Origin of the sequence: Streptomyces gelaticus, from assembly GCF_014649535.1 — a bacterium.
In the GTDB taxonomy this organism is placed as follows: domain Bacteria; phylum Actinomycetota; class Actinomycetes; order Streptomycetales; family Streptomycetaceae; genus Streptomyces; species Streptomyces gelaticus.
Map to the genome: position 1 here is coordinate 49,396 of NZ_BMTF01000023.1, position 21,567 is coordinate 70,962.

Below are 21,567 nucleotides of genomic sequence, written 5' to 3' on the forward strand. Positions count from 1 at the left end.
TCGGAACGAGCGTCAGCTCTTCTCGAAGCGGAATCCGACGCCCCGTACGGTCGCGATGTAGCGGGGGTTGGCGGCGTCGTCGCCGAGCTTCTTGCGGAGCCAGGAGATGTGCATGTCGAGGGTCTTCGTCGACGACCACCAGGTGGTGTCCCAGACCTCGCGCATCAGCTGGTCGCGGGTGACGACCCGGCCGGCGTCGCGGACCAGGACCCGCAGCAGGTCGAACTCCTTGGCGGTGAGCTGGAGTTCCTCCTCGCCCATCCAGGCGCGGTGCGACTCGACGTCGATCCGGACGCCGTGCGTCGCGGGCTGGGGCGCGGGCTCGGTGGCGCCGCGGCGCAGCAGGGCCCGGACCCGGGCGAGCAGCTCGGCGAGGCGGAAGGGCTTGGTGACGTAGTCGTCGGCACCCGCGTCGAGGCCGACGACGGTGTCCACCTCGTCGGCGCGGGCGGTCAGCACCAGGATCGGCACGGCGTGACCCTCGGCGCGGAGCCTGCGAGCAACTTCGAGGCCGTCCATCCCGGGCAGACCCAGGTCGAGCACGACCAGGTCGATTCCGCCCTGGAGGCCGGCGTCGAGTGCGGTCGGACCGTCTTCGCGGACCTCGACCTCGTAACCCTCCCGACGCAGGGCACGGGCCAGCGGCTCCGAGATGGATGCATCGTCCTCGGCGAGCAGTACACGGGTCATGGAGTGATGGTAGTCCGCGTGGAGCGGATGCCGGGAGGTGCTCCAAAGGCCCTGCGGGTCTGCGAAATAAACGGGTAGACACCTTCGAATATGGGAGCGCGGTTCCACCAAAACCTGTGATCCATCTCTCAAGTCCATTCATATCGGGTGCTGTCGTGGCGTATGGTGGCTCGACGCCTGTTGCACTACTCAAGGACCCTTGGGCAGCTTTTAGCGCCAAGGGTCTCTTTTGTGGGCCGGCTGGTACCTGCCAGTCGGGGCTCAGTGAATGACCTGTGGCCGGGCCCGGAGCGCGTGGATGCGCACCGGGCGTGGATCCCGACACGGTCGGTCCCCGTTCCCTTCAGCCGGCTCCTCGCTGAGTCCGGTGACCGGGACGAATCCCCTCCCGGGCGTGAGGGGTGGGGCACGCCCGTGCCGGTGCCGGCCTCCCCCCACCGGGCGCACCACGCTCACAAGGCGTCGCGTCCCGAGCACACAAGGATCGACCATGGCGTCCAGCCTGACGAAGGACCCGGCCAGTACTTCTGGATCCGCGAAGACCTTCTTCGGCCACCCCCGCGGCCTGGCCACTCTCTTCATGACCGAGATGTGGGAGCGTTTCAGCTTCTACGGCATGCGGGCTCTGCTTCCGCTGTACCTGGTCTCCGGTTCCGGCCTGCACATGAACGCGGCCACGGCCACCGCGATCTACTCCATCTACATGGCGATGGTGTACCTGCTCGCCATGCCCGGCGGCTGGTTCGGAGACCGCGTCTGGGGGCCGCGCAAGACGGTCACCATCTCGGCCGTGGTCATCATGCTGGGCCACCTGACGCTCGCGCTGCCGGGCTCCGGCACCTTCTTCGCCGGTCTGGCGCTGGTCGCGCTCGGATCCGGTCTGCTGAAGGCCAACATCTCCACGATGGTCGGCCACCTCTACAACGGCCCGGACGACCCGCGTCGCGACGGTGGATTCACCGTCTTCTACATGGGCATCAACCTCGGTGCCTTCGCCGCGCCGCTGATCATCGGCACCGTCGGCGAGAAGGTGAACTGGCACCTCGGCTTCGCCATCGCCGCGGCCGGCATGGGGCTGGGTCTGGCCCAGTTCCTCATCGGTACGCGCCACCTCAGCGCGCGCAGCAGCGTCGTCCCGAAGCCGCTTTCGGCCGAGGAGCGCCGTTCGACCCTGCGCAAGGGTCTGCTGTGGCTGGTCGTGGCCGTCGTCTTCTACGGCGTCCTCGTCGCCACCGACGTCTACACGCTGAACTGGGCGCTCGTCCCGATCACCGTCGCCGGTCTGCTCATCCCCGTCGCGGTGCTGGTGCGGATCAAGCGGGACCGGGACCTCTCGAAGGCCGAGCAGTCGAAGATGTCCGGCTACATCTGGTTCTTCGTCGCCGCGGCGGTGTTCTGGATGATCTACGACCAGGGCGGCTCCACGCTGTCGCTCTTCGGTGAGTCCTCCACGACCAACAGCCTGCTCGGCATGCACTTCCCGACTTCCTGGTACCAGTCGATCAACCCGGTCTTCATCATGGCGCTGGCCCCGGTCGTCGCCTGGATATGGCTGGCGCTGAACCGGCGCGGCAAGGAGCCGAGCACGGTCGTCAAGTTCGGCTCGGGCATCTTCCTGGTCGGCGTCTCCTTCCTCGTCTTCATGCTGCCGCTGACCATGACGACGGACGGCGACAAGGTCAGCCCGATGTGGCTGGTGTCGATCTACTTCCTGCAGACCGTCGGTGAGCTCTGCCTCTCCCCGGTCGGCCTGTCGGTCACCACGAAGATGGCGCCCGCGAAGTACGGCAGCCAGATGATGGGTGTCTGGTTCCTCGCGGTCACCGCGGGCGACTGCACCACCAGCCTGCTGTCGCTGGCCGGTGTCGACCTGAACAAGACCGGGATGGTGGGTCTGGAGGCGGCGCTCGCGATCGTGGCGGCGTTCTCGATCTGGATGTACCGCAAGAAGGTCAGCCTGCTGATGGGCGATGTGCGCTGATGCGCTGACCGCGTACCGCACGCACACAGGGGCCGCCGCACCGGGCTGGTGCGGCGGCCCCTGTGCCGTTCTCACGGCTGTCGCGGCCCTTGTGCCGTTGTCACGGGAGCCGGCTCACCTGGTGCCGCGCAGCCTGCGCCACGGGGTGAAGGTGAACACGGCGCCGCCGAGCAGGATCGCCGTGCCCGCGACCAGGCCGAGGGCGCGCAGGGTGCCGGTGTCCTCGGCCCCGGTGTCGGCCAGTCCGCCGCCGGAGGCCGTGCCGCCGGCCGCGGAGCCCGCGCCCGTGGAGCCCGTGGTGGCGGAGCCGGAGGCGCCGCCCTCCTGGGCTGTGGTGTCGAGCTCCAGCGACGGGGTCACCGAGCCCTTGACCTTGCACGGGATGTTGATCTTCGAGGCGCCCAGGGTGACATCGATCGTCAGGGTGCCGGGGCTGAGCGTGGACTTGCCGGAGGCGCCGGGCTTGTAGGTGCCGGTCATGTCGGACAGGTCGACCGGCTTGCCCTGCTCCAGCGGTTCGGCGTTGGCCGGGCCGGTGACCTTCACCGAGCCCTTGTCCGCGCCGCCGATGGTGATGTCCATGGACGGCTTGAGCGCACCGGCCGGCAGTGCGGCCGGGCTGTTCATCACACCCTTGGCCGTCTTGACCGTGAGGGCGTAGCTGCCGCCGCTCTTCCTGGCGTTGATCGTCACCTTGGAGGAGATGTCGGCCGGCCCCGGAGACGTACAGGTGAAGTGGACCGCGACCTCCTTGCCGGGGAAGTCGGTCTGTCCGCTGCCGCCGCCGGAGCCCGAGGTGGTGGAGCCGGAGGCGCCGCCCGTGGTCGTACCGCCCGCCGTGGTGCCACCCGCGGTCGTGGAGCCGGAGGTCGTACCTCCGGCGGTGGTGGAGCCGGAGGTCGTACCGCCCGCGGTGGTCGAGCCGCTCGTCGTACCGCCCGTGGTGGTGGATCCGCCGCCGTCCGTGACCTTGATGGTCGCGCCCGGCTGCACGGTCTCCTTCGGGGTGCACTTGGTGTCCGTGGAGATCGGCTTGGAGACGTTGATGCTGTACGCGTCCGGCGTCAGCGTGATCTCGCCGGCCTTCTCCAGTTTCAGCGTGCCCTTCATGTCGGACAGCACCATGGCGCTGTTCTTGGGGATCGGCGGGTTCTGCCGCGGCCCTTCCATCTGCACGGTGCCCGTGGCGGCGCCGCCCACCTTGAGGGTGCCGGTCGGCTTGACCGTGTCCTTGTCCAGATCGAGCACATCGGGGTTCTTGGAAGCGGCCTCGACCGTCTTCCACACCACCTCGACGGTGTCCCCGACCTTCGCCTCGGCGGGCGCGGTCAGCTGCACCTTGGTGGTGCCCTGCACGGCCGGCAGCCCCGAGATGGGCGGGGGAATGCACTCTGTCCTGTACGAGACGTCGGCGGCCTGGGCCGGACTCGCGGCCAGCAGCAAGCCCGCGCCGCCGAGCATCATCGCGACTCCCGCCGCGACCGTCCTGCGTTGCGTACTCACGAATGTCCCTTCGTCGTCGGTCTGTTCCCTGACGGTGCGGAATCGGGTGTGAACCACGGCAGCGCGGCCGTGGTGGTGGGCAAAGGCCCGGTGGGCGCGGCCCCGGTTCCGGCTGCGGGTTCCCGGGCGCTGCGGCGCTTCGGGGTCTTCGCGGTGGCGTCGGCCGCCGGCGGGCGGCGGCGTCCGGTGCGGCCGGGGGTGCGCGAGGGGCGGGGCCGCACCTTGTCGACGATCGCCATGCCGATCCGGAACACGGCGGCCGGCACGACGAGGCACAGCAGGATCCAGAAGAGCGTGACGCCCCAGGGGCGGCCGACCCCCCACGGCTGTTCGGCCAGCACCTTTCCGCCGTACTTGAGCGAGACCTGGTAGTCGCCGTGGGCACCCGCCGTCAGTTCGACCGGGAGCCTGATCTGCGCCTTGCGGCCGGAGGCGATGGTGCCGCGCCACTGCCGCTCCTCCCATTGCGGGGCGAAGACGCCATGCGCGGTGCCGATCTCGAAGACCGGGTCCTTGACGGGGTCGGAGCCGAGGTTGCCCACGGTGAAGACCAGGTGCCGGGCGGGCGGGGCGCCGAACCAGGTGAGGATCCCGCTGTCGCCCTCCAGCCTGGTGGTGGCGAGCACCGCGAGCCGGCCGCCCCCGGTCTCCTTCGGCAGCGCGGCGAGCGGGTGGCCCGCGACGACGAACACGGCGTCGGCGGCGGCCTGTTCGCCGGTGACGGTGGCGACGTGCACCACGCAGGGGCAGGGCACGGGCGGTTCGGCGACCGGCAGCTTCTTGCGGAAGGCGCCCTCGGCGTCGGTCGTGACGGCCCGGCCCTCGGCGTTGACGCAGGAGTTCGTACCGCCGATCACGCCGCGTTCCGGGGTGGCCCGCCCGCAGATCAGCATCATCAGCAGGGCCTTGGGGCGCCACCCGCTGCCCTTCACGGTGATCTCACCGCCCTTGCCCGCCTGCTGCTTGGAGAGGGTGACCCCGGGCTTCGCGTCCACGGTCCTCGTGACCGCTGCAGCCCCGGTCGCGCGGAGCGCCGGCGGGGCGGACAGCAGTGCTGCGAGCAGCGCGACGAACAGCGCGGCGGCCCACCGGTGGCGGGCGCTGCGGGGTGCTGCCGGTCCGGCCTGTCCAGTCACGATTCCGCTCCCGCCTTCGCCAAGTGCCTGTTCCCGGAGTGCTGTCGGTCGCCCGGTGACCGTCCGGGCGGCCGTTCGTCGTCGTCCGGCCGCCGCTCGCCCGTCCGCCTGCGCCGCAGGGCGTACCCGCCCGCGCCGGCGGCGGCCAGGACCGGCAGCGCACCGGCGGTCAGCGGTGCCCAAGGGACGAAGACCGCGCGGGCCGTCGCCTCGCCGCGCGCGCCGCCCGCCGCCGTGACGCGCAGCCGTACGGTCGCCGCGTCGAGCGCGGGGACGTCCCGCCACGACTCGGTGAGCCTGACCCGCTCTCCCGGCCGCACCCGCACCGGCAGGGTGCGGGCCTCGCGCCGCAGCAGCGTCCCGAACACCCCGTCGGCGCGGACGGCGATCCGCGGCGCGAGGGCCGTGTTGCCCCGGTTGACCAGCGTGTAGCGGATGGCCCGCCCGGACACGGTGACGTCCTCGACGGTGAGCGCGGCCAGCGTCGGCCCGCCGACCCGCAGCCTGACCCGTACGTCCACCGAGCGGTCGCCGCCGCGTACGACGATCGCGCCGGAATGGTCGCCGGGTGTCGCACCGGCCGGCACCGTGAGCGTGAACGGCACATCGGCCCGGGTGCGGGCCGGGACGGTCACCTCGGTGGCGGCGGTCCGCAGCCAGCGCCCGGTCCCGTTGGTGCCCTTGCCCCCGGCGCCGTCCGCGCCGCTCAGCCGTACGGTGAGCGGGGACCGGCCCGGGTTGGTGACGGAGAGCCGGTCCTGCAGGACGGTGCCGGGCGGGCCTTCCAGATAGAAGTACGGTCTGCCGCCCGTCCCGGAACCGCCCGCCGCGGGCCGCGCCGTCCACGCGGCGCCACCCGGGTGCGACGCGGGCCCCGTCACGGCAGCGGCCACCGGTGTCGTGGCGAGGGCGCACAGCAGTACGGCAAGGACGAGTCGGGCGGCGTGACCGGTCGGCGACGGCATGGGCGGCTCCCTGGTGCGTGACGGCTGCGGCTGGGTCCGGCAACGCCCTATCGGCCCACGGGCCCCTGCCCGCGCCTGGTCAGCCAGAGCACCCCGGCCGCACCGGCCAGCAGCACCGTGCCGCCCAGCGTGCCGAGCGCCACGGCCGAGTCGAGCGGGCCGGTCTTCGGCAGCTGCCCGCCGACGTCGTCCGGGGTGCTCTGCGCGTTGCCCGCGGCCGTCACATCGAGCCGGAGCGAGGGTCCCGGGTTGTTGGAGGGAGTGCAGGTCGTGGTGGTACCGAGCGCCTTGATGGTGAGCACCCCGGCGGTGAAGTCGACCTTGCCGCTCTTCTTCGGGGTGTACGTACCCGACAGGTCACTGATCCTGATGGGGGTGTTGGCGGGTATCGCGGCGGAGTTCGGCGGGCCGGAGACCTGGACCTGGCCCGGGTCGGCGCCGCCCACCTTGATGACCGCGCTGGGGTTCATCGCCCCCTTGCCCAGTTCGACGGGGCTGGAGGAGACCCCCTTCTGGAAGGACATCGTGAGCCGGTATCCGCCGCCGCTCCTGACGCTCTTGATGTCGATCGGAGACACGGCGCTCTTGTCGCCGATCGGGGTCTTGCACTTGTAGTCGACATCCACGACCGTGGCGTGGGCGGCGGGCGCGGCCATCAGCACCACCGTGCCCGCCAGCGCGGACGCCAGCGCGAGAGCTGTTCGCTTCTGGTAGGACACCTGAGTTCCCCTCATGCCGGAAGTCGCCGCACGCCGGTGCTGACCGACGCAAGTTACTGACGACATATCAGATCGGGCGCTCAAGGTACGCCCGGCGCCTTGTGGAGGGAAGACAAAGAGCGCGCCGATCCGGCGCGCTCTTCGGTGGTGCGAACGACGGGGCGGTGCACCCCCGCGGTCGTGCCCGCGGCCTACGCGGGTGCGGCCAGCTCCGCCCAGACGGTCTTCCCGGACCGGCCGGGCACCCGCAGGACGCCCCAGTCCAGACAGAGCCGCTGCACGATGAACATGCCGTGCCCGCCGGGCCGCCCGGCCCGGTGCGGGGTGCGCGGCGCGGGCTGTCCCGCCCCCGCGTCGACGACCTCCACCCGCAGCACCTTCGCCGTACAGGCGATGCGCATCTCCTCGGGGCCCTCGGCGTGCAGGCAGGCGTTGGTGACCAGTTCGGAGACGACCAGCAGGACGTCCTCGGCGGCGGCCCGGCCGTCGGCGCTCGTCGCGGGGAGCCAGCCCCACTCGTGAAGCGCCTGGCGGGCGAAGTCGCGGGCGGTCGGCACGATGCCGGCGACACCCCGCAGCGACAGGGTGCGCCACTGCCGCTCGGCGGGCTCGGGGGAGGCCGCGCCGGTGCCGGCGTCAGCGTCCACGCCGGCGCCCTGCGGCTCCCGGCCGAGGTCGCCCGGCGGATGCTGCCGGGTGGTGCTCATCAGCGCTTCACCTCACCGATTCACCATGTCGCCATCGAAAAATCGACAGTTGCAGTTACAGATACAGAATGTGCGGGTCGCCCGTGGCTCCGCCGGATGTCTTCTGCCCGGCCGAATCGTGACAACACCCACTTCGTCCACGCGGATCGCGTGACACGGGCAACACTTGGGGCGCCGGGGTCGCGATACGCGACGCGGTCACTCGTCCAGGGCCGCTTCGAGGGAGTCATGGACGGTGAAGACCGCCTCGGCCCCGGTGATCTCGAAGACCCTCGCCACCACCGGCAGCATCCCGGCCAAATGGACCCCTCCCCCGGCCGCTTCCGCCTTCAGGCGGGCACCGAGCAGCACGTTGAGCCCGGTGGAATCACAGAATTCGAGGCCCGAGCAGTCGACCACCAGGCGCACCCGCCCCTGCTCGACCGCACGCTCCAGAGGCTCTCGCAACAGATCCGCCGTGTGGTGGTCCAGCTCACCCACCGGCTTCACGACCTCGCTGCGCCCTTCGGTGCGGACCTCGACCTGAAGCCGACCCCGGTTCGCACTGCCGACCGTCCCGCGGTCCATGCCCGTCCCTCTTCGCCGTTCGTCACTGCCTGCGCCTTCGCGTGCGCAGACGCGTATGTGCTGTCTCTGACGCTCTTGAAACAGTACGCGGTCTGTGCGCCACGCGATACCCGAAGACCACAACAAACCAGACATACGACATCAATTGGCGCTTGTAACTGCCTGTCCGGAGCGGGTAAGGGTAGGGGGACACCCAAAACCACGACCGGCCTCGGAGGCGCCGCTTCACCGCAGGAACACGTATGGGCATCGGCAGCCATATGCCGAGAACGATGGAGGAGACCATGTCGCCCCGGCTCGACGGACCGCGTCCCCACAACGCGACGTCAGCATGTCCTCAGGGACTGACCCCCTCAGACTCCGCTGCCGCGACCGCCGAAGACGGCACCCGCAGCAGCACCGGTACCACCAGCAGCATCAGCACCACCCGCACCAGTGACACCGGCCACATCGGTGGCTACGACCGCGTCGGCGCCGACGGCCACGGCCACGGCACGAGTGACGGTCTCGAAGGACTTCCCGAGATACCGCCCTTCGACGAGGTGGGTCCGCTGGACGCCAGGGCGTTGTCGAAGACGCTCTTCGAACGGCTCGAATCCCTCGAAGAGGGCACCCACGAGTACGCGTACGTCCGCAATACGCTCGTCGAACTGAACCTGGCGCTGGTCAGGTTCGCCGCCTCCCGGTTCCGCTCCCGCAGCGAGCCGATGGAGGACATCGTCCAGGTCGGCACCATCGGCCTGATCAAGGCGATCGACCGTTTCGAGCTCAGCCGGGGCGTCGAGTTCCCGACGTTCGCGATGCCGACCATCGTCGGCGAGATAAAGCGCTTCTTCCGCGACACCAGCTGGTCCGTACGCGTCCCGCGCCGGCTGCAGGAGCTGCGGCTCGACCTGGCCAAGGCGGGCGACGAGCTCGCCCAGCGACTGGACCGATCGCCCACCGTGGGCGAGCTCGCCGACCGCCTCGGCATCACCCACGACGAGGTCGTCGAGGGCATGGCCGCGAGCAACGCGTACACCGCGAGCTCGCTGGACGCCAAGCCCGAGGAGGACGAGGGCGAGGGCGCGCTGGCGGACCGCATCGGCTACGAGGACCACGGACTCGAAGGCGTCGAGTACGTCGAGTCCCTGAAACCGCTGATCGCCTCGTTGCCACGTCGCGACCGCACGATCCTCTCGCTCCGGTTCGTCGCCAACATGACGCAGTCGGAGATCGGTGAGGAGCTGGGCATCTCCCAGATGCATGTGTCGCGACTGCTCTCCCGAACGCTGATCAAGCTGCGCAAGGGCCTGACGCTGGAGGAGTGAACGGCCGGACACCGGAACGACAAGGAAGGACCCGCCCCGGCAACAGGGCGGGTCCTTCCGTTGCTTGACGCCGCGTCACGGGCCGGGGCGACGCCGGGCGGACGCAGTGGCGCTCAGGAGACGCGTTCGCCGCGCCGCCAGACCGCGTGGACCAGCGGAACGCCCGGCCGGTAGGCGAGGTGGACATGGCTGGGCGCGTCGAGGAGCACCAGGTCGGCACGGGCACCGGGGGCGATGCGGCCGACGTCCGTACGGCGCAGGGCAGCGGCGCCGCCCGCGGTGGCCGACCAGAGGGCCTCGTCCGGAGTCATGCCCATGTCGCGTACGGCGAGGGCGATGCAGAAGGGCATGGAGGAGGTGAACGACGAGCCCGGGTTGCAGTCGGTCGAGAGCGCGACGGTGGCACCCGCATCGAGGATGCGGCGGGCGTCGGGCCAGGTGGCGCGGGTGGAGAACTCGGCACCGGGGAGCAGCGTGGCGACGGTGCTGCCCTGGGCCAGGGCGTCGACGTCGGCGTCGGTGAGATGGGTGCAGTGGTCGGCGGACGCGGCGCCGAGTTCGACGGCGAGCTGGACACCGGGGCCGTGGCCGAGCTGGTTGGCGTGGACGCGGGGGTGCAGGCCCTTCGCCATGCCCGCGGTCAGGATCGCGCGGGCCTGGTCGCCGTCGAAGGCGCCCTTCTCGCAGAAGACGTCGATCCAACGGGCGTACGGGGCACAGGCGTCGAGCATCGGCCCGGTGACCAGGTCGACGTAGCCGGCCGGGTCGTCGGCGTAGTCCGGGGAGACGATGTGGGCGCCGAGATAGGTGACCTCCTCGGTGTGCCGGGCGGCGATGCGCAGGGCGCGGGCCTCGTCCTCGACGGTGAGGCCGTAGCCGGACTTGGTCTCGAAGGTGGTGGTGCCCTGGCGCAGCGCCTCGGCGAGGTAGCGGGCGACGTTGGCGGCGAGCTGCTCGTCGGTGGCGGCGCGGGTGGCGGCCACGGTGGTCCTGATGCCGCCCGCGCTGTAGGCACGGCCGGACATGCGGGCGTTGAACTCCTCGGTGCGGTCGCCCGCGAACACCAGGTGGGAGTGGGAGTCGACGAAGCCGGGGATCATCGCCCGGCCGCCCGCGTCGACGGCGTTGTCGGTGGCGGGTGCTTTGCTTGATTCACCGGTCCAGACGACCCGGTCGCCCTCGATGACGACGGCCGCGTCCTGGATGGGTCCCAGGGGGGAATCCGCGCACAGGGAGGGGTCGTTGGTGACCAGACTGGCGATGTTGGTGATGGCGGTCGTCGTCATCGGGGTGCTGCTCTCCTTGTGGGAATCCGGCCTCAGCCGTGCAGGGCGGCGATGGCCGAAGCGAGTGCTGCGGGTACGTCCTCGACGCGTGCGTGCCGCCCGTCACGGACGATGTGCCGTCCTGCCACGACCGTGTGCCGCACATCCGCCGCGGAGGCGGCGAATACGACCGCTTCGGCAGCGAGTCTGGGCACCGGCCCCGCTGTTCTGACGGAGTCCAGGGCGACGGTCGCCAGGTCGGCGGGCGCACCGGGTTCGATGATGCCCGCCTCCGGGCGGCCGAGCGCCGCGTGTCCGTCGACGGTCGCGGCGCGCAGCAGGGCGGCCGCCGTCCAGTGACCGCGCGCCCGGGTGCGCAGGCGCTCGTCGAGCTCCATCGCGCGGGCCTCCTCGAAGAGGTCGATCACGGCGTGGCTGTCGCTGCCGAGGGAGAGCGGCGAGCCGGCGCGCTGGAGGGCGACGGCCGGGCCGATCCCGTCGGCGAGGTCGCGTTCGGTGGTGGGGCACATGCAGGTGCCCGTCGCCGAGGAGCCGAGGAGCGCGATGTCCTCGGCGGTGAGGTGGGTGTTGTGGATGCCGGTGGTGCGCGGGCCGAGGACCCCGTGGTCGGCGAGGAGCCGGGTGGGGGTGCAGCCGTGGGCGGCGAGGCAGGCGTCGTTCTCCGCGGTCTGCTCGGAGAGGTGGACATGGAGCGGGGCCTGCCGCTCCTCGGCCCAGGCGGCCACGGTGGCCAGCTGCGCGGCGGGCACGGCGCGCACGGAGTGGACGGCCGCGCCGATCAGCGCGTGGTCACCGCCCTTGAGGAGGGAGGCGCGCTCGGCCCAGGCTTCCGCCGTGGTGTCGGAGAAGCGCAGCTGGTGCCGGTCGGGCTGCTGGTACTGGGTGGGGCGCTTGCCGAAGCCCGCGGAGAGGTAGGCGGTGTCCAGCAGCGTGATCCGGATGCCGGCCTCGCCCGCCGCCGCGATCAGGGCCTCGCCCATCGCGTTCGGGTTGGCGTACGGGGTGCCGCCCGGCGCGTGGTGCAGATAGTGGAATTCGCCGACCGCGGTGATACCGGCCAGTGCCATCTCGGCGTACACGGCACGGGCGAGGTCGTAGTACGAGTCGGGGGTGAGCCGCGCGGCGACCTGATACATGATCTCGCGCCAGGTCCAGAAGGTGCCGGAGCCGACCTGGACGGTGGAGCGCAGGGCGCGGTGGAAGGCGTGCGAATGGGTGTTGGCGAGCCCGGGAAGGGTGAGCCCGCGCAGCACGATGGCGCCCGGCGGCGGGGTGGCGACGCCGGTGCGGACGCCCGCGATCAGCCCGCCGGAGACGTCCAGGACGACGCCCGGCTCGACATGGGTGCCGAGCCAGGCGTGGGACAGCCAGTACGTCACGGCGGTGGGCCTGGGGCCGTTCGTCGGTTGCGTTGTCAGCTGCACGCGAGACCTTCCAGTACGTCGGCGAGTGCGATCACCCCGGCCACGCAGTCGTCCTCGCCCGCGTGCTCGGCCGGCGAGTGCGAGATCCCGGTGGGGTTCCGTACGAACAGCATGGCGGTGGGGACCGAAGCGGACAAAATACCCGCGTCGTGTCCGGCGCCGGTGCCCAGGACGGGTACGGCCCGATCGGCGCCGTCCCGGCCCGCGAGGATCCTGCCGAGCTCGTCGCGCAGGGCGTGCTCGAACTCGACGACGGGCGTGAAGGACTCCCGTACGACATCGAGGTCGATCCCGGCGCGCTCGGCGTGTTCCCTGGCGGCCCGTTCGACACCGCTGACCACGGCGTCGAGAGCCGCCTGGTCGGCGGCGCGGGAGTCGAGCCAGCCGCGGACGAGCGAGGGGATGGCGTTGACCCCGTTCGGCTCGACGGAGATCTTGCCGAAGGTGGCGAGGGCGCCGGCGAGTTCCGCCTCGCGGCGGGCGGCCAGCACGGTCTCGGCGTAGGTGAGCATCGGGTCGCGCCGGTCGGCGAGACGGGTGGTGCCCGCGTGGTTGGCCTCGCCCCGGAAGTCGAACCTCCAGCGCCCGTGCGGCCAGATCGCGGAGGCGATGCCGACCGGGTCACCGGTGAGGTCGAGGGCCCGCCCCTGCTCGACGTGGAGCTCGACGAACGCGCCGATACGGGCGAGCCGTTCGGGGTCCGGGCCGATGGCGTCGGGGTCGTATCCGGCCGCCTCCATGGCCTGCGGCAGCGTGATGCCGTCGCCGTCGCGGAGCCGGTGGGCGGCCTCCACGGTCAGCTGTCCGGCGGCGAGCCGGGAGCCCACACAGGCGAGCCCGAAGCGGGCCCCCTCCTCGTCGCCGAAGTTGCCGATGGCCAGCGGCCGGGTGAATTCCGCTCCCCTGCGGCGGAGTTCGTCGAGCGCGGCGAAGGAGGAGACCACGCCGAGCGGTCCGTCGAAGGCGCCGCCGTCCGGTACGGAGTCGAGATGCGATCCGGCGACGACGGCGTCCCCGGCGAGGGGGTCGCCGAGCCAGGCCCACTGGTTGCCGTTGCGGTCGACCTCGTAGCTGAGCCCGCGGGCCTCGGCCTGCGCCCGGAACCAGGCGCGGCAGTCGGCGTCGGCCCCGGTCCAGGCGTAGCGGCGGTAACCCCCGCTGTCCTGGTGCCGGCCGACCGGCAGGAGCTCCCGCCACATGTCCTGGAACGACGCCGAGCCGCCTTGGGCCCGGCCCTCGGCAGCGGTCCTGCCCTCGGTCGCGGTCCCGCTCGCGGCCCGGTCCTCGGCCCCAACCCCGTTCACGGCCCCGTTCGCGTTCGCAGGCGGAAGGCTCACTGTCCGTCCTCTGTCATCGGCACGCGCACGCCCTTGTCCGCGGCGACCGACTCCGCGATGTCGTACCCGGCGTCGACGTGCCGGATGACGCCCATGCCCGGGTCGTTGGTGAGCACCCGGCGGATCTTCTCGCCCGCCAGCTTCGTACCGTCGGCGACCGTCACCTGCCCGGCATGGATGGAGCGCCCCATGCCGACGCCGCCGCCGTGGTGGATGGACACCCAGGAGGCCCCGGAAGCCACGTTGACCATGGCGTTCAGCAGCGGCCAGTCGGCGATCGCGTCGGACCCGTCGAGCATGGCCTCGGTCTCCCGGTACGGGGAGGCCACGGAACCGCAGTCCAGGTGGTCGCGCCCGATGGCCAGCGGCGCGGCCAGCTCGCCACTCGCCACCATGTCGTTGAACCGCTCACCGGCCCGGTCGCGCTCGCCGTAACCGAGCCAGCAGATCCGGGCGGGCAGCCCCTGGAAGTGGACGCGTTCGCCGGCCATCCTGATCCACCGGTGCAGCGACTCGTTCTCGGGGAAGAGTTCGAGCATCGCCTTGTCGGTCCTGTGGATGTCCGACGCCTCACCGGAGAGCGCGGCCCAGCGGAACGGGCCCTTGCCCTCGCAGAAGAGCGGCCGGATGTAGGCGGGCACGAAGCCCGGGAATGCGAAGGCCCGCTCGTAGCCCGCGAGCTGGGCCTCACCGCGGATGGAGTTCCCGTAGTCGAAGACCTCGGCCCCGGCGTCCATGAAGCCGACCATCGCCTCGACGTGCTCGGCCATCGACTCCCGCGCGCGCCGCGTGAAGTCGGCCGGCTTCTCGGTGGCGTACGCGGCCATGTCGTCGAAGTCGACCCCGAGCGGGAGGTACGACAGCGGGTCGTGGGCGCTGGTCTGGTCCGTGACGATGTCGATCGGGGCGCCCTCGGCGAGCATCCGGGGCAGCAGCTCCGCCGCGTTGCCCAGCAGGCCGATGGAGAGCGGCCTGCGGGCGTCCCGCGCCTCGGTGGCCAGCTGGAGCGCGTGCTCCAGGGAGTCGGCGCGCACGTCCAGGTAGCGGTGCTCGATCCGGCGCTCGATGGCGCGCGGGTCGCAGTCGATACAGATCGCGACGCCGTCGTTCATGGTCACGGCGAGCGGCTGGGCGCCGCCCATGCCGCCGAGTCCGGCGGTCAGGGTGATCGTGCCGGCCAGCGTCCCGCCGAACTTCTTCGCCGCGACGGCGGCGAAGGTCTCGTAGGTGCCCTGCAGGATGCCCTGCGTGCCGATGTAGATCCACGAACCGGCGGTCATCTGGCCGTACATGGTGAGCCCGAGCGCCTCCAGGCGGCGGAACTCCTCCCAGTTCGCCCAGTCGCCGACCAGGTTGGAGTTGGCGATCAGGACGCGCGGCGCCCACTCGTGCGTCTGCATGACGCCGACCGGGCGACCGGACTGGACGAGCATCGTCTCGTCCTGCTTGAGCGTCCGCAGCGTGCGCACCATCGCGTCGAAGGAACGCCAGTCGCGGGCGGCCTTACCGGTGCCGCCGTAGACGACGAGCTTGTCGGGGTGCTCGGCGACCTCGGGGTCGAGGTTGTTCTGCAGCATGCGCAGGGCGGCCTCCTGCTGCCATCCCAGGGCGCTCAGTTCCGTACCGCGCGGTGCCCGTACGGGGCGGGGTCCTGACATGGCGGTGCCTCCTCGCGACTGTAAGTCTTCTATTCACATCCTGATGTCCTGAATACTCGTAGTCAACAGCCCTGCGCCGTCGCACGGGGGCAATGACGCGCGCCCACCCGCGCACAACGTCACGCGAGCACTCCTGCCGCGCGCCCTCCGCGCACCTCCGTACGCTCCGGCATGTGCCGACGGAAAGTGCCCGAACTCCTTCCGGGAGCAGGTGCGTTGCATAGCCTCGTGGACACACCGAACACCGCACGCCCAGCAGAGCCGGGCCGGGCCGGGAGGGGCGTCCGCGCACCCTCGACCGCTCCGCCCGACCGGCTCGCCCACACATCGGGAGGCTCCTGTGATCCGAGCACTCAGACTGCGCGCCGGGACGAAACAGCCGATGGCGCCCCAGGCCCGAGCCGGGGACGTCCTGGCCGAACTCCAGCGATTACGGACAGGGACCCCGCTCCTGTCCGGCGCCCTGGTCGCCGGTACCGACGGACTCCTCCTGGCCCATGACACCCCGGACGTGGAGCCCGAGCAGGTCGCGGCGCTGACCGCGACGGCCCTCGGCGTCGCGGCCCTGATGACGGAGGCGACCGGCCGGGGCGGCTTCGGTGAACTCCTCGTGCAGGGCGAGTCCGGCCACATCGCCTCGTACGCCGCCGGCCACTCGGCCGTTCTCACCCTGCTCGCCGACGACCGGATCGGCATCGACACCCTGCGCTCCGAGGGCCGCCGCGCCGCCGCCCGCATCGGCGAGCTGCTCGACACCGCGCCCCGCCATGCGGTCGACACCGCACCCCGCCATGCGGCCTGTCCGGCGCCCTCGGTCCCCTCCCCCGGGCATCAGCCCCCGCGGCCCGGCCCGCTGCCGCCCCGCCCCTGACGGCCGGAGGCAGACGGGCGGACTCAGCGCCTGCGCCGCGCCCCGCCGGGCGCGGCGTCACCGGCCATCGGACCGGTCGTCCGGTATCCCCCGACCCGCTTGCCCGCGGGCCGGCCGCGCTCCACCCAGTCGGTCCGCACCCAGTACAGGGCGTCGTCCCGCTCCTCGCGCCGCCCGATCCGGACGGCCTTGATCCAGAGCCCGGCGCCCGCCCCGGCGAGCACCATCCCGCCTGCCCCGGGCAGCAGGAACGCACTCGCCACCGCCACGAGGAACGCCCCCAACAGCCACCACCGGTGCGCCCGCCGCCAGTTGCGTACGGTCACGGCGCGGTCCTGGAGGAAGTCGGACCGCCCGGCACGCGTGGCGCCCCCGGCCAGCTCCGCGTACCTCCGGCTCCGGACGAGCGCCACGACAGCCGCGGTGATCAGGAACAGCGCGGCTCCGGACAGCAGGCCGATCCGGCGCCCGGTGAGCCCCGGCACCAGCGCGCCGATCGCGGCGGCCAGCAGCCCCGGCCACCACAGCGGAGCGGCTCCGGCCCGTACGATCACGGCCACTCTGGCCAACGACTGCGCTCCGCGCCCCACGTCCGTACCCCTCTCCGCAGCTCCTCGTGAGTCTTTCCGGCCCGGAGATTAGTAGCCGCAGATGAGTGATGCCTGAGAATCGGCGAAGTCCGGGCAGCAGCGCCGCCCGAGAACCGCCGGGGCCCGCCGGGCACGGTCCGCCTGCCTCACTCCACGAACAGGCCCCGCGCCGCCGCCCTCGCGTCGAACTCCTCCAGCCGCGCCTGCGCGTCGGGCAGGTCGTCGCACATCGCCTCCAGCAGCACCCGGCCCAGCAGCATGGGCGCGCACGCCGTGTCGAAGGCGAGCCCGGTGCCGACGGCGGCCGGGATGAGCAGATCGCTGTACTTGGCGACGGGCGCGAACGCGGAGTCCGCCACCGACACCACGGCCAGCCCCTGCTCCTGCGCGTACGCGAGCGCGTCCACGACCTCCTTCGGGTGCCGGGGCAGCGCGAAGCAGATCAGTGCGGAGGCACCCGCCCGCCGTGCGGCGTCGATCCGGTCGCGCAGCATGCTGCCGCCCTCGTCGAGCACCCGGACATCGGGGTGGACCTTGGCCGCGAAGTACCCGAAGCCGCGCGCCTGCGAGGAGGCGGCCCGCAGCCCGAGCACCGGCAGCGGCCGCGAGGCCGCCAGCAGCCTGCCCGCCCGCTCGACCGGCCCGGGGTCGGCGAGCAGCTCCGCCAGGTGCCGCAGATTCTCGATCTCGCCGAGCACCGCCTGCTGGTACTCGTTGTACGCGTCGCCCCCGCCCGTCGGCCCGGCCTCGGCGGGAGCGACCTCCCGCAGGTGCTTGCGGAGCGCCGGATAGCCGTCGAAGCCGAGCGCCACGGCGAAGCGGGTGACGGACGGCTGGCTGACCCCGGCGAGCTCGGCCAGCTCCACGCTCGACAGGAACGGGACGTCCCCCGCCCTGCGCACCATCGAGTGCGCGATGCGCCGCTGGGTGGGTGTGAGCCGGCGCCCCTCGAAGAGCTGCTGCAACCGCGCGGCCGGGCTGCTCCCGCTCATGCTGTCCCCTCGGTAGATCCGGCGCACCATGATCCGGCGCCGACAAATCCATTCAGCCAGCAAGGCGTCTGCATGTCCATATGCAGCCGGGGCAGGCAGCCGGGCCGGCGGGCGGCTGCGGCCGGTGGTCCCACCCGCGCCGCCGCCCATGCCGCCCCGTCCCAAAGAGGGGGGTTAGCCCCACTGCTCGCGGCGGCCGCGATTCGTACGGTGAAGGATATGAAAACCCGTGACCCCGAGCTCAGGAACGAGCTCGATGCCGCCCTGCATGCCCGTAGCGAGCTGGGTTCGGAGTACGAGCCCGCGCTCGTCGAGTCTTTTCTGGAGAAGGTCGAGCAGCGCCTCGACAGCACGCTCGACCGTCGCGTCCGGCGCCATCTGGCCGAACAGCAGGTGAGCGTCGCCCGGGGTGCGCACCCGACGCAGCAGCTCGGGAACTTCGGCGAGCGCTACGGCTTCGGGATCATCTCGCTCATCCTGGCCATCCCGCTGTCGGCGATCGGCGCCTCGACCGCGCACACCGGGGGCCTGGTCGTCGCCTGGCTCGGGATCATCGCGGTCAACGCCGTGCACGCCGCCCGGCCGTGGCTCTCGCGCCGCCCCGGGCACGGGGACTCCGACTGGGAGGACTGAGCCCGGCCCCGGGGCGCACGGCACCACGGCCGGCGGGCGGGCAGCACGACCGGCCGGCGGAGATTGATGCGGCGGGCCCGTACACCGCGTAGTCGGGGACCGGACAGCCGCACCGTCGGCGCCGGCCGGCTGAGACCTCCGCGGGCGCCGGACCGCGGGCCCCGGACACGGAGGTGTCGCGGGAACCGCCGCTCCCCCGGTCGACCGGGGGGCGGGACGACGGCGGTCCCCGCGAGGGACACGGTCCGGGCCAGGGCCGGTCACCGCGTCCTGGCGACGATGGAGGTCCGGGAGCCGCTCCGTTGTCCGTGTCGCCGTATCGGGTGTCGGCGCGTCTCCTTGCCGACACCCCCCAATCTGCCGGACCCGTGTTAAGCCGGTGCTGCGTGAACGTGTCGCGCTCGTACCGTTTTCGCGAAGCCGGACCCGCGGGGCGCCGGGCGCTACGCCTTGCCGGTCGTCGCGTCCTTGGCGAGGAACGCCAGCAGGTCCTGGCGGCTGACCACACCCTTCGGCTTGCCCTCCACCAGCACGATCGCCGCGTCCGCCGCGTTCGTGCCGCCGAGCACCGCCATCAGGTCCTCGACCGGCTCGCCGGAGCCGACCTGCGGCAGCGGGGGCGACATGTGCTTCTCCAGCGGGTCGGAGAGCGAGGCGCGCTGGGCGAACAGCGCGTTCAGCAGCTCCCGCTCCACCACCGAACCGATGACCTCGGCGGCCATCACGTCCGGGTGGCCGGCGCCCGGCTTCACGATCGGCATCTGCGAGACGCCGTACTCGCGCAGGACGTCGATCGCCTCGCCGACGGTCTCCTCGGGGTGCATGTGGACGAGCGTCGGGATCGGGCCGTCCTTGTGGCCGAGGACGTCACCGACGCGCGCGGACGGGCCGGTGTCCTCCAGGAAGCCGTAGTCGGCCATCCACTCGTCGTTGAAGATCTTGCTCAGGTAGCCGCGCCCGCTGTCGGGCAGCAGGACGACGACCACGTCGTCCGGGCCCAGGCGCTTGGCGACCTCCAGGGCGCCGACCACCGCCATGCCGCAGGAGCCGCCGACCAGCAGGCCCTCCTCCTTGGCGAGGCGGCGGGTCATCTGGAAGGAGTCCTTGTCGGACACGGCGACGATCTCGTCCGTGACCGTACGGTCGTAGGCACTCGGCCAGAAGTCCTCGCCGACGCCCTCCACGAGGTACGGGCGCCCGGAGCCTCCGGAGTAGACCGAGCCCTCCGGGTCGGCCCCGATCACCTTCACCGAGCCGCCGCTGACCTCCTTCAGATAGCGGCCGGTGCCGCTGATCGTGCCGCCGGTGCCGACGCCCGCGACGAAGTGGGTGATCTTCCCGTCCGTCTGCTCCCACAGCTCGGGACCGGTGGTCTCGTAGTGGGAACGCGGGTTGTTGGGGTTGGAGTACTGATCGGGCTTCCAGGCCCCGGGGGTCTCGCGGACCAGGCGGTCGGAGACGTTGTAGTACGAGTCGGGGTGTTCGGGGTCGACGGCCGTCGGGCAGACGACGACCTCGGCACCGTAGGCGCGCAACACATTGATCTTGTCCGTGGACACCTTGTCCGGACAGACGAAGATGCACTTGTACCCCTTCTGCTGGGCGACGATCGCCAGGCCGACACCGGTGTTGCCACTGGTCGGCTCGACGATGGTGCCGCCGGGTTCGAGTTCGCCGCTCTGTTCGGCGGCCTCGATCATCCGCAGCGCGATCCGGTCCTTGACCGAACCGCCGGGGTTGAAGTACTCGACCTTGGCCAGGACCGTCGCCTGGATGCCGGCCGTCACATTGCGCAGCCTCACCAGCGGGGTATTGCCTACGAGACTGATCATCGAATCGTGGAATTGCACCGTGTACTCCGGGGTCTCCGAGATGGTGCGGCAAGGGTATGCGTACGGGCACGGGATTGGGCGAAGCGATTGAGCGACGGCCACTGCGGGGCAGTTAGCTGTATGTACGGCGGTACGGCAACGAGGAGGTGGACCGGACTGTGTCAAGAGCAAGGGTGGCACGGCGGATCGCAGCGGGCGCGGCCTACGGCGGAGGCAGCGTCGGATTGCTCGGCGCTGCGGCGGTAGGCGTACTGCTGGCGGAGGTCCAGCTGGCGAAACGGCAGGTGGGCGGCGGAACCGCACCGGTTCCACCGAGCGCGGACGGGCGGTACGGGGTGGCGTTCACCGGCCCCGCGGAGCCGTTGCGGCTGGGGTTGCTGGGCGACTCGACGGCGGCCGGGCAGGGGGTGCACAGGGCCGGGCAGACCCCGGGGGCGCTGCTGGCCTCGGGGCTCGCGGCGGTCTCCGAGCGGCCGGTGGATCTGCGCAATGTGGCGCAGCCGGGTGCCCGGTCGGACGATCTGGAGCGGCAGGTCTCGCTGCTGCTCGCCGACACCTCCCGTACGCCCGACGTCTGCGTGATCATGATCGGCGCGAACGATGTGACGCACCGGATCCCGGCCACCCAGTCGGTGCGCTGTCTGGCCACCGCCGTACGCAGGCTGCGTACGGCGGGCGCGGAGGTCGTGGTCGGCACCTGCCCGGACCTGGGCACGATCGAGCCGGTCTACCAGCCGTTGCGCTGGCTGGCCCGGCGGGTGAGCCGGCAGCTGGCGGCGGCCCAGACGATCGGCTCGGTGGAGCAGGGCGGGCGCACGGTGTCGCTGGGCGATCTGCTCGGGCCGGAGTTCGAGGCGAACCCGCGGGAGCTGTTCGGGCCGGACAACTACCACCCGTCGGCGGAGGGGTACGCCACGGCGGCGATGGCGGTACTGCCCACGCTCTGCGCGGTGCTGGGGCTGTGGCCGGAGTCCGACCGGCTGGACGGGGCCCGGCGCGAGGACATGCTGCCGGTGGCCAAGGCGGCCTCCCAGGCGGCCAGGGAGGCCGGTACGGAGGTCACGGCTGCTCGGGCACCCTGGGCGCTCCTCAAGCACCGCAGGCGGCGGCGCCTGCCCGCGACCACCGAGCCCCACCCGCAGCCGGAGCTGCACGAGGAGGAGACCGGCGAGGCAGGAGAGACAAGGGGGGCCGGGAGAGCAGCAGAGACGGGAGAGACAGGGGAGTCGCACGGGGAGCCGCGCAATCTCCCGGCCAATTGATCCACTGAGCGGTCGCTTAGAAAAGAGGTCGGCGTCACATGCACTGCCCGGTGACCCGGCGCCTACGTACAGGTAACTTCCAATTCAGCACCTGCCAGAACCCG

19 protein-coding genes are annotated in these 21,567 nt (G+C 71.8%); 5 read left to right on the forward strand and 14 right to left on the reverse strand.

All coding sequences use genetic code 11. The annotated features are described in order from the left end of the window. Nucleotides 1–12: 12 nt before the first annotated feature. Nucleotides 13–690, reverse strand: a complete 678-nt coding sequence (locus tag IE107_RS27075; protein WP_189546963.1) for a response regulator transcription factor — start codon at nt 688–690, stop codon at nt 13–15. 490 nt (nt 691–1,180) lie between these two features. On the opposite strand from IE107_RS27075, the gene IE107_RS27080 reads away from it, so the two are divergent. Further along, the gene (locus tag IE107_RS27080; protein ID WP_189546964.1) at nt 1,181–2,671 is read left to right on the forward strand and encodes a peptide MFS transporter; all 1,491 of its coding nucleotides are present in this window, start codon (nt 1,181–1,183) and stop codon (nt 2,669–2,671) included. A gap of 114 nt (nt 2,672–2,785) precedes the next feature. Here the strand turns inward: IE107_RS27080 and IE107_RS27085 are convergent, their stop codons facing one another. From IE107_RS27085 to IE107_RS27110, 6 genes are all read right to left on the reverse strand, one after another. Further along, nucleotides 2,786–4,132 (reverse strand): hypothetical protein, encoded by a 1,347-nt coding sequence (locus IE107_RS27085; protein WP_189547016.1) that lies wholly within the window; start codon nt 4,130–4,132, stop codon nt 2,786–2,788. A 38-nt stretch (nt 4,133–4,170) separates the two neighbouring features. Next, the gene (locus IE107_RS27090; RefSeq protein WP_189546965.1) at nt 4,171–5,310 is read right to left on the reverse strand and encodes a hypothetical protein; all 1,140 of its coding nucleotides are present in this window, start codon (nt 5,308–5,310) and stop codon (nt 4,171–4,173) included. Then, nucleotides 5,307–6,275 carry a COG1470 family protein gene (locus IE107_RS27095; RefSeq protein WP_189546966.1) on the reverse strand — a complete coding sequence of 323 codons (969 nt, stop codon included), beginning with the start codon at nt 6,273–6,275 and terminating at the stop codon, nt 5,307–5,309. The genes IE107_RS27090 and IE107_RS27095 overlap by 4 nt, the downstream gene beginning before the upstream one ends. A gap of 47 nt (nt 6,276–6,322) precedes the next feature. Continuing rightward, nucleotides 6,323–6,994, reverse strand: coding sequence for a peptidase (locus IE107_RS27100; RefSeq protein ID WP_189546967.1), 672 nt, complete (start codon nt 6,992–6,994; stop codon nt 6,323–6,325). Nucleotides 6,995–7,185: 191 nt separating this feature from the next. Continuing rightward, a complete protein-coding gene (locus IE107_RS27105) occupies nt 7,186–7,701 on the reverse strand; it encodes an ATP-binding protein (RefSeq protein WP_189546968.1) in 516 nt (171 codons plus the stop codon). A gap of 198 nt (nt 7,702–7,899) precedes the next feature. Then, on the reverse strand, nt 7,900–8,268 hold the full coding sequence (locus IE107_RS27110; RefSeq protein WP_189546969.1) for an STAS domain-containing protein: 369 nt from the start codon (nt 8,266–8,268) through the stop codon (nt 7,900–7,902). Nucleotides 8,269–8,552: 284 nt separating this feature from the next. Between IE107_RS27110 and IE107_RS27115 the strand changes: the two genes are divergently transcribed. Next, nucleotides 8,553–9,578: an RNA polymerase sigma factor SigF gene (locus tag IE107_RS27115; protein WP_189547017.1), complete on the forward strand. Its 1,026-nt coding sequence runs from the start codon at nt 8,553–8,555 to the stop codon at nt 9,576–9,578. 113 nt (nt 9,579–9,691) lie between these two features. On the opposite strand, the gene hutI is transcribed toward IE107_RS27115, so the two are convergent. From hutI to hutU, 4 genes are all read right to left on the reverse strand, one after another. Then, on the reverse strand, nt 9,692–10,864 hold the full coding sequence (hutI, locus tag IE107_RS27120; protein ID WP_189546970.1) for an imidazolonepropionase: 1,173 nt from the start codon (nt 10,862–10,864) through the stop codon (nt 9,692–9,694). 32 nt (nt 10,865–10,896) lie between these two features. Beyond that, nucleotides 10,897–12,288 (reverse strand): formimidoylglutamate deiminase, encoded by a 1,392-nt coding sequence (locus IE107_RS27125; protein WP_189546971.1) that lies wholly within the window; start codon nt 12,286–12,288, stop codon nt 10,897–10,899. Beyond that, entirely contained in the window at nt 12,279–13,487 is a 1,209-nt protein-coding gene (locus tag IE107_RS27130; protein ID WP_189547018.1) for an allantoate amidohydrolase, read from the reverse strand. The genes IE107_RS27125 and IE107_RS27130 overlap by 10 nt, the downstream gene beginning before the upstream one ends. Nucleotides 13,488–13,621: 134 nt before the next feature. Further along, nucleotides 13,622–15,283, reverse strand: a complete 1,662-nt coding sequence (hutU, locus tag IE107_RS27135) for a urocanate hydratase (RefSeq protein ID WP_189546972.1) — start codon at nt 15,281–15,283, stop codon at nt 13,622–13,624. 382 nt (nt 15,284–15,665) lie between these two features. On the opposite strand from hutU, the gene IE107_RS27140 reads away from it, so the two are divergent. Then, nucleotides 15,666–16,154, forward strand: a complete 489-nt coding sequence (locus IE107_RS27140; protein ID WP_189547019.1) for a roadblock/LC7 domain-containing protein — start codon at nt 15,666–15,668, stop codon at nt 16,152–16,154. Nucleotides 16,155–16,177: 23 nt separating this feature from the next. Here the strand turns inward: IE107_RS27140 and IE107_RS27145 are convergent, their stop codons facing one another. Continuing rightward, nucleotides 16,178–16,714 carry a hypothetical protein gene (locus IE107_RS27145; protein ID WP_189546973.1) on the reverse strand — a complete coding sequence of 179 codons (537 nt, stop codon included), beginning with the start codon at nt 16,712–16,714 and terminating at the stop codon, nt 16,178–16,180. A gap of 176 nt (nt 16,715–16,890) precedes the next feature. Then, complete coding sequence (locus IE107_RS27150; RefSeq protein WP_189546974.1) at nt 16,891–17,736, reverse strand: MurR/RpiR family transcriptional regulator; 846 nt, start codon at nt 17,734–17,736, stop codon at nt 16,891–16,893. A 219-nt stretch (nt 17,737–17,955) separates the two neighbouring features. On the opposite strand from IE107_RS27150, the gene IE107_RS27155 reads away from it, so the two are divergent. Next, complete coding sequence (locus IE107_RS27155) at nt 17,956–18,369, forward strand: hypothetical protein (RefSeq protein ID WP_189546975.1); 414 nt, start codon at nt 17,956–17,958, stop codon at nt 18,367–18,369. 443 nt (nt 18,370–18,812) lie between these two features. On the opposite strand, the gene IE107_RS27160 is transcribed toward IE107_RS27155, so the two are convergent. Continuing rightward, a complete protein-coding gene (locus IE107_RS27160) occupies nt 18,813–20,219 on the reverse strand; it encodes a cystathionine beta-synthase (RefSeq protein ID WP_189546976.1) in 1,407 nt (468 codons plus the stop codon). Between the two features lie 155 nt (nt 20,220–20,374). Between IE107_RS27160 and IE107_RS27165 the strand changes: the two genes are divergently transcribed. Then, nucleotides 20,375–21,463: an SGNH/GDSL hydrolase family protein gene (locus IE107_RS27165; protein WP_189547020.1), complete on the forward strand. Its 1,089-nt coding sequence runs from the start codon at nt 20,375–20,377 to the stop codon at nt 21,461–21,463. Nucleotides 21,464–21,567: the final 104 nt, after the last annotated feature.

Coding starts and splice junctions, on each gene's coding strand:
- IE107_RS27075 (WP_189546963.1), bottom strand. CDS start 690: ATGACCCGTGTACTGCTCGCCGAGGACGATGCATCCATCTCGGAGCCG.
- IE107_RS27080 (WP_189546964.1), top strand. CDS start 1,181: ATGGCGTCCAGCCTGACGAAGGACCCGGCCAGTACTTCTGGATCCGCG.
- IE107_RS27085 (WP_189547016.1), bottom strand. CDS start 4,132: ATGCTCGGCGGCGCGGGCTTGCTGCTGGCCGCGAGTCCGGCCCAGGCC.
- IE107_RS27095 (WP_189546966.1), bottom strand. CDS start 6,275: ATGCCGTCGCCGACCGGTCACGCCGCCCGACTCGTCCTTGCCGTACTG.
- IE107_RS27105 (WP_189546968.1), bottom strand. CDS start 7,701: ATGAGCACCACCCGGCAGCATCCGCCGGGCGACCTCGGCCGGGAGCCG.
- IE107_RS27110 (WP_189546969.1), bottom strand. CDS start 8,268: ATGGACCGCGGGACGGTCGGCAGTGCGAACCGGGGTCGGCTTCAGGTC.
- IE107_RS27115 (WP_189547017.1), top strand. CDS start 8,553: ATGTCGCCCCGGCTCGACGGACCGCGTCCCCACAACGCGACGTCAGCA.
- hutI (WP_189546970.1), bottom strand. CDS start 10,864: ATGACGACGACCGCCATCACCAACATCGCCAGTCTGGTCACCAACGAC.
- IE107_RS27130 (WP_189547018.1), bottom strand. CDS start 13,487: ATGTGGCGGGAGCTCCTGCCGGTCGGCCGGCACCAGGACAGCGGGGGT.
- hutU (WP_189546972.1), bottom strand. CDS start 15,283: ATGTCAGGACCCCGCCCCGTACGGGCACCGCGCGGTACGGAACTGAGC.
- IE107_RS27140 (WP_189547019.1), top strand. CDS start 15,666: ATGGCGCCCCAGGCCCGAGCCGGGGACGTCCTGGCCGAACTCCAGCGA.
- IE107_RS27150 (WP_189546974.1), bottom strand. CDS start 17,736: ATGAGCGGGAGCAGCCCGGCCGCGCGGTTGCAGCAGCTCTTCGAGGGG.
- IE107_RS27155 (WP_189546975.1), top strand. CDS start 17,956: ATGAAAACCCGTGACCCCGAGCTCAGGAACGAGCTCGATGCCGCCCTG.